14 protein-coding genes and 1 pseudogene are annotated in these 14341 nt (G+C 62.1%); 10 read left to right on the top strand and 5 right to left on the bottom strand.

Annotated elements, in window-relative coordinates:
• Positions 1 to 2: 2 nt before the first annotated feature.
• A complete protein-coding gene (locus AC1D75_RS13675) occupies positions 3 to 2180 on the bottom strand; it encodes an amidase family protein (protein ID WP_495515722.1) in 2178 nt (725 codons plus the stop codon).
• A 392-nt stretch (positions 2181 to 2572) separates the two neighbouring features.
• Positions 2573 to 3133 (bottom strand): helix-turn-helix domain-containing protein, encoded by a 561-nt coding sequence (locus AC1D75_RS13670; RefSeq protein ID WP_495516078.1) that lies wholly within the window; start codon positions 3131 to 3133, stop codon positions 2573 to 2575.
• 100 nt (positions 3134 to 3233) lie between these two features.
• On the opposite strand from AC1D75_RS13670, the gene AC1D75_RS13665 reads away from it, so the two are divergent.
• Positions 3234 to 4649, top strand: a complete 1416-nt coding sequence (locus AC1D75_RS13665) for an MFS transporter (RefSeq protein ID WP_495515721.1) — start codon at positions 3234 to 3236, stop codon at positions 4647 to 4649.
• Positions 4650 to 4824: 175 nt separating this feature from the next.
• Here AC1D75_RS13665 and AC1D75_RS13660 read toward each other — a convergent pair whose 3' ends face one another.
• On the bottom strand, positions 4825 to 5703 hold the full coding sequence (locus tag AC1D75_RS13660; protein ID WP_495515720.1) for an alpha/beta fold hydrolase: 879 nt from the start codon (positions 5701 to 5703) through the stop codon (positions 4825 to 4827).
• A gap of 186 nt (positions 5704 to 5889) precedes the next feature.
• Between AC1D75_RS13660 and AC1D75_RS13655 the strand changes: the two genes are divergently transcribed.
• The 8 genes and pseudogenes from AC1D75_RS13655 (at position 5890) to AC1D75_RS13620 (ending at position 12271) form a co-directional block, all read left to right on the top strand.
• Entirely contained in the window at positions 5890 to 6279 is a 390-nt protein-coding gene (locus AC1D75_RS13655) for an ArsR/SmtB family transcription factor (protein WP_482141670.1), read from the top strand.
• Positions 6276 to 7376 carry an ACR3 family arsenite efflux transporter gene (gene arsB, locus AC1D75_RS13650; protein WP_482141668.1) on the top strand — a complete coding sequence of 367 codons (1101 nt, stop codon included), beginning with the start codon at positions 6276 to 6278 and terminating at the stop codon, positions 7374 to 7376. Before AC1D75_RS13655 ends, arsB begins: the two co-directional genes overlap by 4 nt.
• An 11-nt stretch (positions 7377 to 7387) precedes the next feature.
• A pseudogene (locus tag AC1D75_RS13645) lies at positions 7388 to 7567 on the top strand (arsenate reductase/protein-tyrosine-phosphatase family protein); the annotation flags it as partial.
• A gap of 75 nt (positions 7568 to 7642) precedes the next feature.
• Positions 7643 to 8065 carry an arsenate reductase ArsC gene (locus AC1D75_RS13640; RefSeq protein WP_495515719.1) on the top strand — a complete coding sequence of 141 codons (423 nt, stop codon included), beginning with the start codon at positions 7643 to 7645 and terminating at the stop codon, positions 8063 to 8065.
• Positions 8062 to 8469: an arsenate-mycothiol transferase ArsC gene (locus tag AC1D75_RS13635; RefSeq protein ID WP_495515718.1), complete on the top strand. Its 408-nt coding sequence runs from the start codon at positions 8062 to 8064 to the stop codon at positions 8467 to 8469. The genes AC1D75_RS13640 and AC1D75_RS13635 overlap by 4 nt, the downstream gene beginning before the upstream one ends.
• Before the next feature lie 31 nt (positions 8470 to 8500).
• Entirely contained in the window at positions 8501 to 9559 is a 1059-nt protein-coding gene (locus tag AC1D75_RS13630; protein WP_495516077.1) for an ArsO family NAD(P)H-dependent flavin-containing monooxygenase, read from the top strand.
• Between the two features lie 134 nt (positions 9560 to 9693).
• The gene (locus AC1D75_RS13625; protein ID WP_495515717.1) at positions 9694 to 11043 is read left to right on the top strand and encodes an FAD-dependent oxidoreductase; all 1350 of its coding nucleotides are present in this window, start codon (positions 9694 to 9696) and stop codon (positions 11041 to 11043) included.
• Positions 11036 to 12271 carry an MFS transporter gene (locus AC1D75_RS13620; RefSeq protein WP_495515716.1) on the top strand — a complete coding sequence of 412 codons (1236 nt, stop codon included), beginning with the start codon at positions 11036 to 11038 and terminating at the stop codon, positions 12269 to 12271. The genes AC1D75_RS13625 and AC1D75_RS13620 overlap by 8 nt, the downstream gene beginning before the upstream one ends.
• 144 nt (positions 12272 to 12415) lie before the next feature.
• Here AC1D75_RS13620 and AC1D75_RS13615 read toward each other — a convergent pair whose 3' ends face one another.
• Complete coding sequence (locus AC1D75_RS13615) at positions 12416 to 12796, bottom strand: winged helix-turn-helix transcriptional regulator (RefSeq protein WP_482141658.1); 381 nt, start codon at positions 12794 to 12796, stop codon at positions 12416 to 12418.
• Positions 12797 to 12877: 81 nt separating this feature from the next.
• On the opposite strand from AC1D75_RS13615, the gene AC1D75_RS13610 reads away from it, so the two are divergent.
• On the top strand, positions 12878 to 13288 hold the full coding sequence (locus tag AC1D75_RS13610) for a RidA family protein (RefSeq protein WP_495515715.1): 411 nt from the start codon (positions 12878 to 12880) through the stop codon (positions 13286 to 13288).
• 347 nt (positions 13289 to 13635) lie between these two features.
• Here the strand turns inward: AC1D75_RS13610 and AC1D75_RS13605 are convergent, their stop codons facing one another.
• Positions 13636 to 14319 (bottom strand): SDR family NAD(P)-dependent oxidoreductase, encoded by a 684-nt coding sequence (locus AC1D75_RS13605; RefSeq protein ID WP_495515714.1) that lies wholly within the window; start codon positions 14317 to 14319, stop codon positions 13636 to 13638.
• Positions 14320 to 14341 lie beyond the last annotated feature (22 nt).

Genomic DNA, 14341 nt, shown 5'->3' with positions numbered 1-14341 from the left:
GATCATCCCTCCACGTCTGCGGTCAGAGCCGCAGGTCGCCGAGGGTTCACTGCCAGTTCCCACGCACGCGCGAACCTCAGCAGACTGCGCTCGGACAAGGGGCGGCCGAGTACTTCGAGTCCGACGGGAAGTCCACCTTCGGTGAAGCCTGCGGGGATACTCATGGCGGGCAGCGACGTCTGTGAGGCGATGACGGTGTTGGTCGGGAAATCCAGGGCAGTCCAGCGCTTTGCAGCAAGCTCTTCGCGGGTGGGTGCCGGTACCTGGACCGTCGGGTAGATCAGGAAATCTACATCGGCATCGGCCATCATCGAGATCAATGTGCGTCGCCATTCGTCTTGACGCAGACGGCGCGGGAAGTAATCGGGATCCTCCTCGGGCACAGATGGACCATCGGCGATGTCGGCGATCAGGTCGGTGAGTGGATGGAATCCACCGTCAACGATCTCGCGGAGCGTGGTGACGGGCGCACCCGGCCGTGCCTGCAGAAACTCTTCGATGTCGGTTTTCGACTGGATCGTGTACAGCGAAGTACCTGCCACCCACGCCAGCAGATCACCGAGTTCTAAACCGTCGACCACGGCAACCCCCCGCTGATTGAGCTGAGTGATGGCGTCTCGCACAACCGAATTGGTGAGACCTTGATCTACACCCTCACCAAAACCGTCCGTAAGCACGCCGACCCGGAACGACGAGATGGAGTCGGCGTCGACGTCGGCGATCGCCTCGCGGTAGTTCCCGACATCCGAGGTTGTGGTGGCGATGGAGGTGTAGGCATCGGCCGGGTCGTACCCGACGATGACGTCAAGGATCGCGGCAAGGTCGGGCACATTGCGCGCCATGGGTCCTGGTGTGTCCTGGAAGTGCAACAGCGGGGAGAAACCAGTGCGCGGGATGAGCCCGGTGGTAACGCGGAGACCGAACAGATTGGTGAACGAGGACGGCAGGCGAATCGATCCACCGGTATCTTCCCCGATCCCGACGAGGCAGAGGTTTGCGGTCACGGCTGCGGCCGTCCCAGCACTCGATCCCCCGGTCTCGCGATCGAGATCGTAGGGGTTCTTGGTGTGCTCGGTCCGTGACGAGAACGAGAACCACCCCGCGGCAAAGTCGCACATCGCCGTTTTACCGAGGATCACCGCGCCGGCCTTACGGAGCCGATCGATGACCGTGGCGTCGGCCTCGGGGATGTACTCAGCGAATGCCTTGTTACCGAACGAGGTTGGGATACCTTTCGTTTCCCCTTGGTCTTTGACCAGAATCGGCACACCGTGCAATGGGCCGACCAGAGTACCGGTGCGTGCGTACTGGTCATCGATCCGTGCGGAGTCCTCGAGTGCCGCCGGGTTCAGTGTGACCACCGAATTGATCTGCGGTCCGTCGGGGTTATCGGCTGCGTCGAGGGCCGCGATCCGGTCGAGGTACCACGCGGTGAGACCGGCACTGGTCGCATCGCCCGTCTCGATCATTCCGTGGAACGAACTCACTGACAGCTCTTGGTAATTCACCTGTTTCTCCTTGCCCGTACCGGCATCTGTTCCCAGTGCTCCGACGATGGTTTCTGCCGTGTGTTCGAGGTGATCTCGGGTGGCATCGAGGAGTGCGTCGAGGTCGCGAGCAAGCATCAGTTGATACATACGCTCGTGCTGGCGGTCGGCTTCCTCGAAGTTGTGCATGGCTGTCGCATAGATCGCCATATAGGGCTGGATACGATCCCAGATGTTGTGGATGAGCTCCATCAGGTAGCGACTGTTGCCACCGGCATAGAAGGTCTGATGAAACTTGCGATTCAGCTCGCGCCACTCGTGAGGGGTGATGTCCGGATCGGTCATCTGATCGAGAACCGAACGCAGGGCCGCGATTCCGTCGTCGTCGAGTTCGTCTAGCGCCCACTCCGTGGCAAGGGACTCGAGTGCCAACCGGATGGTGAAGAGTCTCCTGATCTCGCTCGGCGTCAGCGTGGTGATCGTGACAGCTCGGCGATCGAACGCCACCAGACCCTCAAAGTTCAGCCGTTTCAGAGCTTCTCGTGCCGGCATGGTCGAAACCCCGACCGATTGGGCGAGTGAGCGGATGGACACACGTGTCCCCGGAGCTATTCGGCCTTCAACTATGTTGCGGCGGATCTGTTGATAGACGCTTTCCGCCAACGTCGTCGGCGGCAAGACCTCGACTGCCATGTGATATCAACTCCATCCCTGATCCAACTGTGATCACACATGAAGGTTTCCGGTTGCCGATGACGGCTACGTTGTTGATTTGTTGCGGCTGTATGACGTCATCGCGGTCTCGTTACGTCCTGATGACGAGGTCTCAAAAGGGGGGAGAATGACTACGCAGTGCGTAGGTCTTCTCGGGCGGGAACCGAAGAATCATGGTCAGCCCCGAACTCGTGCTGGACGAGTTTCTCGGACGTATCCACCACCCAACCCTTGCAAATCGGTGAAGCTGCCGCCGAGACCATCGGGTACGCAGGAACTTCCCGACGTCGCCATCTGGCCGGGATACACGCCTACGAGTGCGACGAACACCGAACAGCACTGTGTGGGTCGCATGGCTGAGCTCAACGCCGTTACGTTCGGATATGAGCCTTGTCTCCATGCGGGCCGAACAGATGGAGTATCTCGATCACCTGATCGTCAGCAGGCCCAAACCAGTGCGGCTCATTGGTATCGAACTCCGCTACTTCACCGGGGCCTAGTAGAACTTCATTGGCGCCGAGAATGAGCCGCACGCTTCCCGCGAGAACGTAAAGCCATTCGTATCCGGCATGAGTGACCAGCTTCTGAGGGCGAGGACCGATCACCTGCTTGAAGACCTGCACGCGCCCCGGATAACGCGTCAATGGAACCACGGCGCTCCCGTTACCACTGCGCCGCGGCGTGAGATGGACTCGGGGATCGCCGGTGGCAGGTGCACCGACAAGTTGGTCGAGAGCCACTCGATGCGTTCGAGCCAGCGGCACAAGCAGATCGAGAGTTGGGCGGCGCTTCCCGGACTCCAACCGCGACAACGCGCTGACAGATAGACCAGTGGCGTCGGCCAGCGACTCGAGCGTCATACCGCGATCACGACGAAGTGAGCGCAAACGCGGCCCTATGTCGGCGAGCATCTGTGCAAGTTCGGCGTCCATAGCGTCCATTTTTGCACTTTTCGCAAATTCTCTATCGGGTTCGGCGGAGCGACTGCGACTATTCGCCCGACGAAACAGCCCACGACGATAGGAATCGATCATGAGTCCGCCAATCCGGCAATCCAAAACCAGCACGGCGCCCATCGATTACGCGGGAAACACCCAACGCCGCTGGGGAGTGCTCGCAATCTGCTCCGTTGGCATTTTCGTGGTCGGTCTCGACACAACGATTGTGAATGTTGCCCTGCCGTCAATAGGCGAGGATTTCGACGTCGGAACCAGTGGTCTCGAATGGGTCGTCAACGCGTACACACTTGTACTCGCGAGTTTGTTGATTTCATCCGGTGCGATGGCCGACCGTTTCGGGCGGAGACGGATCTTCCAACTCGGGCTAGTCGTTTTCGGTGTGGCTTCGGCGGCCTGTGCACTCGCGCCGTCTATCGGCGTTCTGGTCGCAGCACGTGTAGTTCAAGGGATCGGTGGATCGATGCTGAGCCCGGTCGCACTCGCCATCGTGGTCAACGTGATGACCGAACCCAAGGAGCGGGCCAAGGCGATCGGCGTGTGGGCTGCGGTATTCGGAATCAGTATGGCCGCAGGGCCGGTCACCGGCGGCCTCCTCATCGAGAATTTCGGTTGGCGGTCCGTGTTGTGGATCAACGTGCCGGTGATCGTTGTAGTCCTGGCCCTTAGCAGAGCATTTGTTCCGGAATCGCGTGCCCCACAGCCGAGAAGACTCGACGTACCTGGTCAACTGTTGCTGACCATAGTGATCGGCGGGATGGTTGCGCTCCTCATCGAAGGACCACAAATCGGGTGGACATCACCGGGTTCACTGGCCGGATACCTCCTCACGGCCGTGGCGTTGGCGGCTTTCACGCGGATCGAGTCACGGCGTAGCGAACCGCTCATCGATCCCCAACTATTCCGGCACACAGCGTTCTCTGCCGCCGTTGCAGGCGCCGTGGTGGTGTTCGTGTCTCTCAATGCGACATTGCTTCTCGGCACTCTCTACCTACAACACGCGCGAGAAATGACCCCAATGGCCGCGGGCGCCATCACTCTCCCGATGGCGATCGGCGCAACCGTCTGCGCGCCGTTGTCCGGGATGCTCGTCGGTCGTGTCGGCGCGCGAAGGCCACTGTTGATCGCCGGTGGTTTCACCACCCTCGGCGGCCTGTGTCTGGTCTCGCTCGACAACACCACGAGCACAACGACATTGCTCGTCGCCTACCTGTTTCTCGGCATAGGATTCGGCTTCTCGAATGCACCCATCACCACTACCGCTGTCAACGGCCTACCGTCTTCGCGCGCGGGTCTAGCTGGTGGAATAACCTCCAGCGCCCGCCAATTGGGAGCAGCGCTAGGCATCGCATTGGCCGGCGCAATGATAGCCGGCAGTGCACCGACTGACCTGGCACAAGCATCTCGGTTGGGGTGGATGCTCGTCGTGGTGTGCGGACTACTGCTCCTCCTGATTGCCCGCATTTCACCAACATCCGGCACGCAGAACTGACCAGCCGTCGACCGCGCCGATCCGGGTGAACCACGTGTCCCCAGACGCTCACACTCGTCGTCCAACGAGAACCACTCGTGTCACCCAAATCCTTACAGGGCATGGGTTATGAACTCCGGATCGACGCCAATCCATCGCACTGTTGATGGTGACCAGGCTCGCGACGCCCAGCAGGTCACCGAATACCGGTCACAGCCAGCAACATCTGTTCCCAGTGCCGCAGCGGTAACAAGTGCCCTTCGTCCTTGTAGAGGACCAGTTTGGCATTCGACAACTGCTTTGCGAGCCATTCGCCGTTGTTCTGAGGCGCCATTTCGTCTCGGTCGCCGTACCAAAGGTGGACCGGTGCAAAGACGTCGGCGAGGTCGAAACCCCATGGACCGACGAATGCAACGTTGTCCCAGGCAATCGCCATGGGGCCCTGCCGCAATGCCTCTTGAAAGGAAACGAAGATCGCTTGTCTCGCTGCGGGATCGGCGACCACCTCAGGATCACTGGCTCCCCACATCCAGTCGATCCACGGCGCCTTCTGGTCATCCCGTACCGACATCATGGCATCGAGGAACTTCTCGTTGCCGGCCAGGAACTGTTCGGCTGCACGGGTAGGTTCGGCAGGCAGGTAAGAAAGCGCAGAGAGGTCGTTCTCGGTTAGAGCATCCATCGCACCAGGCATCTGCTGCACGGGCCCGAGTCCACCCGACACACCGACCCGGGTCACACGATCGGGCATCGCGGCTGCCGTCGCCAAGGCGAACGGTCCGCCCCCCGACCAACCCAAGGTGGCGAACCGGTCCACTCCGAGTTCGTCAACGATGGCCTCGACGTCCGCTGCAACCCGCCCGAGGCTGCTCGCAGCGGCATCGGACCGGCCGTAGCCGGGGCGGTCGAAGCTGATCACGCGTATGCCCATCCGGTGGGCGCGGTCGGCTCCGAAATCGACCTCTAGCCGCGATCCAGGTGTGCCGTGGAAGTGCACAACAGGCGCACCCGTCGTATCCCCGGTGTCTCGAACCATGACCGAACGGCCACCGACTACGACTTCGAACTCCATCATGGTGGCAGCGTACGGTGCGTACCGGGCGCAGCAGAGAGTTGCTCAGCTTGTCGAACCGATAGCCGAGTCCGAAATCCGTTCTTCTCCAGGTGAAGTGAATGAGCGCCGGGCACGTCAGATTCGATCCGCGCCTGCAGCGGGCGTTGTTCACTTGACCTTTGATTCGGCGACCATCAATATAGATCTATGTCGAAACAGAGGTTGCCAGTCACCGATGTCGCCAGCGAGGAGTGCTGCTCACCGTTGATTCGCGAACCGTTGTCCGCACCGTGGGCGGGTGATCTGGCGCGGATGTTCAAGGCGCTTGGCGATCCGGTGCGCCTGCGGCTGCTCAGTTTGGTCGCCAGCCACGCCGGCGGTGAAGCCTGCGTCTGTGACATTTCAGATTCGTTCGATTTGTCCCAGCCGACGATCTCCCATCACCTCAAGGTGCTGCGTGAGGCCGGCTTGCTCGATTGTCAAAGGCGCGGAACCTGGGTGTACTACTGGGTGATTCCAGCTGCCCTGCAGCAACTCTCATCGGTGCTCAGCGCAGCTGACCCCACCTGTGACGACGCCCCGCTGGTCACCGCGTGAGTACCGCCGCAAGTACCGCCGAGCATCCGGCAGTCGTCGGAAAACTATCCACTCTCGACCGTTTCCTACCGGTCTGGATCGGCGTGGCGATGGTTGCCGGCCTCCTGCTCGGACGATTGATCCCCGGCCTGAACGACACTCTGTCGGCAATCTCTGTCGACGGCGTTTCCCTACCCATCGCGATCGGGCTGCTGATCATGATGTACCCGGTGCTGGCGAAGGTCCGGTACGACCGCCTCGACACCGTCACCGGCGACAAGAAGCTGCTCATCGGGTCGCTGGTACTCAACTGGGTGCTGGGGCCTGCTCTGATGTTTGCCCTGGCGTGGATCTTCCTGGCTGACCTTCCGGAGTACCGGACCGGTCTGATCATCGTGGGTCTTGCCCGCTGCATCGCGATGGTCATCATCTGGAACGACCTCGCCTGCGGCGATCGCGAAGCGGCTGCGGTCCTGGTGGCCATCAATTCGGTGTTCCAGGTGATCATGTTCGCCGTCCTCGGCTGGTTCTACCTGTCAGTGTTGCCGGGCTGGCTTGGCCTCGAGCAGACCGAAATCGACGCCTCTCCATGGCAGATCGCCAAGTCCGTCCTGATCTTCCTCGGCATCCCTCTGGTCGCCGGATTCTTGTCGCGCTATTTCGGTGAGCGGTCCAAGGGTCGCGACTGGTATGAAGCGAAGTTCATCCCAAAGATCAGTCCGTGGGCTCTCTACGGTTTGCTGTTCACCATCGTCATTCTCTTTGCGCTACAGGGTGATCAGATCACCTCCCAGCCCCTCGACGTGGTCCGCATCGCGATCCCGCTTCTGATTTACTTCGCGGTGATGTGGGGCGGTGGGTACGGCCTCGGCGCGGCAATGGGGTTGGGCTACGAACGCACCACCACCCTCGCGTTCACCGCGGCCGGAAACAACTTCGAACTCGCCATCGCCGTCGCCATCGCCACCTACGGCGCCACGTCCGGCCAAGCACTCGCCGGCGTCGTCGGCCCGCTCATCGAAGTACCGGTCCTGGTCGGCCTTGTCTATGTATCTCTAGCCCTGCGTAAACGGTTCACCCCACAACCATCGGTGACGGCAGCGACAAAGGGGTCTTGATGTCCGAATATCCCGGGCGGGTACACGTCAGGTCTGCCGGGTCTGCACCGACAAACGAGATCAATCCCACCGTCGTCCACGCGATGGCCGAGATCGGTCTCGATCTCGGTGCGGAGTATCCCAAACCGCTCACCGACGATGTGGTCGCTGCCGCTGATGTAATGGTGTCAATGGGTTGCTGCGACGCATGCATCAGCCGACTCCTCACCGAGTTGACCTCCACCATTTCCGCCTGACCACCAGCCTCCGACTCACGAAGGGCCTTCATGTCCAACACTCCCAGCGTGCTGTTTGTCTGCGTCCACAACGCCGGACGATCGCAGATGGCTGCCGGTTTCCTCTCTCACCTCGCCGGCGACACCATCGAGGTCCGCTCTGCGGGCAGCGCGCCGGCCGCGACGATCAATTCCGCCGCAGTCGAAGCGATGGCCGAAGCGGGCATTGACATTTCGGCCCAATCACCGAAGATTTTGACTCCCGCTGCAGTGGAAAGCTCGGATGTCGTCATCACCATGGGATGCGGCGACGCATGCCCGGTCTTTCCTGGCATCAGCTACCGCGACTGGGCACTGCCTGATCCAGCAGGCAAGGGCGTCGAGGCAGTACGCCCGATCCGGGACCAGATCAAGATTCTCGTCAAAGACCTGATCGCCGAACTCGTTCCAGCACGATCAGATACCAGCCGATGAGCACACCAAGCGTGTTGTTCGTGTGCGTGAAGAACGGCGGCAAATCGCAGATGGCTGCCGGTCTTATGCGCAAGGCAGCCGCAGACGCAGTCGAAGTCCACTCGGCGGGAACCCGGCCCGGCGGCTCGCTCAACGCATTGTCGGCACAATCACTGATCGAGGTCGGCGTCGACATCACCGCCGAACAGCCCAAACCTATTGATCCCGCCCTGCTGGCCCGGATGGACTATGTGATCACTTTGGGCAGCGAAGCCACCATCGACCGGATTGATGGTCCGAGGTTCGAGAACTGGGACACCGACGAGCCTTTCGAGCGCGGTATTGACGGTATCGAGCGGATGCGCCTGGTCAGAGATGATATCGCTGCCCGCGTCGACGAACTCGTAGCGAGACTGCGTCGCTGATCCGTTGAGCGCAAGCAACAGCGAGGTTCCAATCTCCACCACCTCGACCGATGTGGTCGTCGTCGGTGGCGGTCAAGCTGGATTGGCCGCCGGGTACTACCTGCGCCGAACCGGGCGCGACTTCGTCATCCTCGATGACCAACCTCGGCCCGGTGGTTCATGGCAACAGTATTGGCCGTCGTTGCATCTGTTCTCCCCCGCCGAGTACGCACGGCTGCCAGGCTGGCCGATGCCGCCCTGGCCCGACGGCTTTCCACCAGCATCACACGTCGTGAACTACCTCACCACGTACGAAAAAAGGTACGCGCTGCCCGTGCAGCGTCCTGTCACCGTGACCGGCGTCCACCGCACCGCCAACGGATACCGTGTGGACAGTGCCACCGAATCCTGGACCGCCGCAGCGATTATCAACACCACCGGAACATGGTCACGACCGTTTTGGCCCAGCTATCCCGGAATGCGCGACTACCGAGGTACTCAACTGCATGCCAGCAACTACCGCACCCCCACTCCGTTCGCCAGCCAACGCGTGGGCATCGTCGGCGGCGGCAATTCCGCCGCACAGATTCTCGCCGAAGTCTCCACCGTGGCCGACACCGTGTGGTTCACCGCGCATCCACCAAAGTTCCTACCCGACGACGTCGATGGACGGGTCTTGTTCAAAGTCGCCACCGAGCGAGCCCGTACCCTCGCCGCCGGCGGCACCGATTCCGGTGGCGTCGCCGGGCTCGGCGACATTGTCATGGTCCCGCCGGTCAAAGAAGCCCGCGATCGCGGCGTGCTCCACGCACGGCCGATCTTCACCACCCTGACCGCTGACGGGGTCAGCGACGGTACCAGCACCGAAAAACTCGATGCGATCATCTGGTGCACCGGCTTTCGTCCCGCACTGCGTCATCTCCAGCCGCTGCATCTGCGCTCGGACGGCTCAGCAGGCATCACACTGGATGGCAATCACGCGCACGGCGAGCCGTCGTTGGTGTTCCTGGGCTATGGCGATTGGACCGGCCCGGGGTCTGCCACGCTCATCGGTGTGGGACGCACCGCCCGCGCCGCCGTCATCGACCTGGTACACGATGTCCTCAAGTGACCATCGTCGGTGGTACGAACAGATACCGAAACGGTCACGACCACGCTATATCGATGACTGTCAATGTTGCTTATATTGATAACTGTCGATACAGTGGGCCGCAAGTACTGATCCTCGTCAATGGAAGGTTTCCCATGAGTTCCGAGTACCCCGTCGCAGTGGTAGGAGCCGGCCCCATCGGCCTGGCCGCCGCCGCACATCTGACCGAAACCGGTTCTGACGTCATCGTTCTCGAACGTGGACAGTCCGCCGGCAGCGCTGTCGCGGAGTGGAACCACGTGCGTCTGTTCTCTCCGTGGTCCGAAGTCATCGATCCCGCCGCAGCCCGCCTGCTCGCTCCCACCGGATGGACCCCACCCGAGGGTGAAACCTATGCGACTGGCCGGGAATGGGCTCGCGACTACCTCGAGCCACTCGCCTCTTCCCTTGGTGAGCGTGTCCGGTTCGATTCCGAGGTCATCGGCGTCGCCCGCCGCGGTCGCGACCGTGTCGTAGACGCCGGCCGCGATACCGAACCCCTCTCGGTCCACGTCCGCCACTCCGACGGCAGCGAGGAACGCATCCTGGCCCGTGCGGTCATCGACGCCTCGGGAACGTGGGGTTCACCCAATCCACTGGGCAGCGAAGGACTTCCAGCAATCGGCGAACGTGCTGCCGCCGTCCGGATCAGCTACCGCGTCCCCGACCTCACCGATGAGGCGACCCGGGCCCGGTACGCGGGCAAGCACACCGTCATTGCCGGCAGCGGGCATTCAGCCCTGACCGCCATCATCACCTTCGCCGAGCTGGCCGCCGAACATCCGGGCACCACGTTGACCTGGGCGGTACGCCGGCCCGTCACCGATTCTGTCTTCGGTGGCGGCGCCTCCGATGAACTCGCGGCGCGCGGAGCGCTGGGTCTGCGGGCCAAGAAGGCCGTCGATGACGGATACCTGCAGATCGTGTCCGGATTCCGGACCGAAGCCGTTGATCGTCAGGGTGAGCAGCTCACCCTTGTCGGGGACACCGCGGCCCGTATCGACGGTGTTGATCAGGTGATCGCCCTGACCGGTTTCCGGCCCGACCTGTCCTGGCTGTCCGAGGTGCGGCTCGATCTTGATCCCACGCTGCAGGCACCCAAGTTCTTGGCGGAGTTGATCGATCCGAACATGCATTCCTGTGGAACCGTCTACCCCCACGGCGTCGATGAGCTCACCCAACCCGAACCTGGCCTCTACCTGGTCGGAATGAAAAGCTATGGCCGCGCACCGACGTTCCTGGCGATGACCGGCTACGAGCAAGTGCGTAGCATCGCTGCAGAACTCGCCGGAGACCACGACGGCGCGCGCAAGGTCGAGCTGACCCTGCCCGACACCGGAGTCTGCGGCGGCGCCGGACTGTTCGACGATCCGAGCGCCGAAAGCTCTGCCGGCGGCGGCTGCTGCGCCGCGCCCTCCGCCGAGCCGGAACTGATCAGCCTGAGCTCGCCCACCTCGGGTGACTGAGTCGATCACCGATCCAGCGTCACTACGGGAAATACCTCACCCCGGGCGACGCCGGGTCCTGTCGGTTCTGTGTGTCACCGAGATCACCAGCTGGGGCATTCTCTACTACGCGTTTCCTGTTCTGTCCCCATCGATTTCGGCCGATACCGGGTGGTCGACAAGTGCCGTCGTGGCCGCGTTTTCGATCAGCCAACTCGTCGCGGCCCTGGTCGGAATCCCGGTTGGACGGATCCTCGACCGGCACGGCCCGCGCTGGGTCATGACTGCCGGCTCGGTCATCGCCGTCCCCGCCGTGGTCATCATCGCCACCGCCGAGCACCTGGCTACCTTCTATTTCGGTTGGATCATCGCCGGAATAGCCATGGGCGCAGTGTTGTACCCACCGGCGTTTGCAGCATTGACCCGATGGTGGGGCTCCGACCGTGTCCGCGCGCTCATGATCCTCACCCTCGCCGCAGGATTGGCCAGCACCGTTTTCGCGCCGCTGACCGCACTATTGGTCGATCACTTTGATTGGCGGCAAACCTATGTCATCCTTGCCGCAATCCTGCTCGCCATCACGGTCCCAGCCCACTACCGCGGCCTCCGCGGCAGCTGGCCCCTCATCCCACACCAAGATCCCGCCACCTCCCCCGCCGACACAAATGACACCACCCGCAGCCGGCCGTTCATCGCACTCACCGTCGCCCTGAGCCTGGCCGCATTCGTCGCGTTCGCCGGGGTCTTCAACCTGGTACCGCTACTCCTCGAGCACGGTGCCGATCCCACCGTCGCTGCCACCGCACTCGGCCTCGGCGGTGTCGGACAAGTCCTGGGCAGAGTCGGATACCTTCCGTTGCAACGCCTCACCGGAACCAAGGGACGAACCGTCGGCGTCATCGCGGCCGTCGCGACCACCACGATCGCCCTGGGATCTACCACCTCGGTATTCGCGCTGGTACTGGTTGCCGTCGGCGCTGGACTCGCGCGCGGCATCTTCACTCTCATCCAGGCCACCGCCATCACCGACCGGTGGGGGCCGGCGCGCTACGGGCACCTCAACGGCGTCATGTCCGCGCCCATTGTCATCACCATGGCCTTCGCACCATGGGCAGGGGCACTACTTGCAGACTGGACAGGAAGCTACTCAGGCGCTTACCTCATCCTCGGCATTCTCGCCCTGGCAGCCGCCGCTCTCTCCGCAGCAAGCATGCCCCGCCGATCCAACGACCAAGTCACCGCGAAATAGACCAACAATCGTGCACACTCGCCGTCAACTCGGCTTCGCGCGATACTCGCCACCAGGCTCGTCGACAACCCCACCGCGACATTCACCGACGACGGCACAGTCGCCTGGTGACAGGCGAAGATTCGACCCACCCACGTTTAATCGTCAGCTGCCCTCCTCGGCAGTGTCGAACTTCAAGCGAGCTCGTTCGATGTCCGGCATGTGCGCAGTAGCCCATTGAAGGATCACGTCGACCGGTGGCCGGAGCGTCTTTCCCAGCGGCGTAATCCGGTACTCAACCGCGACCGGACGCGACCTGAGTAGGTTCCTTTCGATGATTCCGTTCCGCTCGAGCTTGCGCAATGTGGCGGTGAGCGACTTCTGAGTCACGGTCGGGATTGCCCGCCGCAGTTCGTTGAAACGGCAGGGGCGCTCACAGAGTTCGTTGAGGACCGCCAACGACCACTTGTCGAGCACCTGATCCAGCAATTCGCGGTGTGGTGCGCTGACCGTGAGCTCAGCCGGCGTCCTATGGGTTTCGGTCATGAAACCTAGTCTCCTTGAAGTGTCCTTGATATACCAGGTATCAGTTGTATACCCACTCGATTTCATTTGAAGGAGAACATCTTGTCCGTCAACTACTCCACCCCCGAAGGCATGATGCAACCCACGCCCTACCACCACGTCGCGGTGGGTACGGGGTCGCGCCACGTGCACGTCAGTGGCCAGATTGCGCGATTGGCCGATGGAACACCTGTGGCCCCAGACGACCTGGCCGGACAGGTCGCGCAGGCTCTGCGCAACACTTCGACCGGACTGGCCGGCGCAGGTGCCACGTTCGCCGATGTACTCAGACTGACGTTTTTCGTCACCGACTGGACGCCGGAAAAGATCACCCCGTTCATGGCCGGCGTCGAACGCGTTGCCGCTGACATCGGACTGCCACTTCCGATGCCCCCCGCCTCATTGATCGGCGTCGACTACCTCTTCGAACCCGACGTACTCGTGGAAGTCGAGGCCACAGCGATCCTCGACTGACCGGGCCCACCCCGCGCTCTACGCGCGGGGTGAACCAACCGGACGCTTCCCCTCGAAGGACAGTTGGCTCCCGCACCGCTCACTTGTCGGGCGGCTACTTTTCGATTTCGACGACGAAGCAATACGACAATGGTTCGGAGCCGACATGCTCGCCAATGTCGTCACCGCACTTAACCTCTCCGAGGTTGACGAGCCATGGGCACGAACTATGAGCGGTGCGTGATCGGGAGACCGACTCGGTCTTGACTCGAGGCCAAGTGCGTTTTTCGCGGCGGCGTGGGTGCGGGTGCGTTCGATATCACCCGGTTGCAACCCTCACTCGTGAAATCAGTTTTGGAGGATGAGGCTCACCAAGGCAATGTGCCCGCTTCGTCCTGGAACGTCCCGGTAGGGCCTTCCGGTCCGAGTGTCGCCCAACGCACGACGACCCGTGCGCTCTCGTCAGCAGGCCGGCCGATCCCGAAGGCGGCGGTCAAGTCCGTTGCGGTGGGTCCCGGCTCGACGGCATTGAACTTGATGCCCGGCTGCGACTTGGCGTACTGCACTGTCAGCATGGTCGCGGCAGATTTGGACGCCGAGTAAAGCGCGAGAGGCAGGTTGAACTCCGCCCGCTCGGGGTTGTTCACCGCCCAGAACGATCCAGCGCTGCTGGATACGGTGACCACGGTGGGATTGGACGACTTGCGAAGTAGCGGCAAGGCCGCCTCGGTTACTCGCACGATGCCGACCGCGTTCGTGTCGAACGATCGTAGCGCCGCAGGTCCGTCGAGCTCGGTCTCCAGGATGCCCGCATTGTTCACCAGAACGTCAAGGCTGCCTTCGGCCTCGTCGATCACCGCCAGTGCGCTGCGCACCGAGCTTTCGTCAGTCACATCGAGCTGAACGAATCGTGCGCCGATCGATTCCGCCGCCTTTTCTCCTCGCTCGACATCACGCGCGCCGATGTAGACGACGTGTCCGAGGTCGAGAAGCTGCTTGGCGGTTTCGAACCCAATGCCCTTGTTGGCGCCGGTAATCAAAGTGACGGTCATGATTTTCCCTTTTTCGAGATCA

The organism is Williamsia sp. Y712 (genome assembly GCF_059445525.1).
The sequence above is the reverse complement of the archived record's forward strand: the minus strand, read 5'-3'. Positions and strand labels throughout refer to the sequence as shown.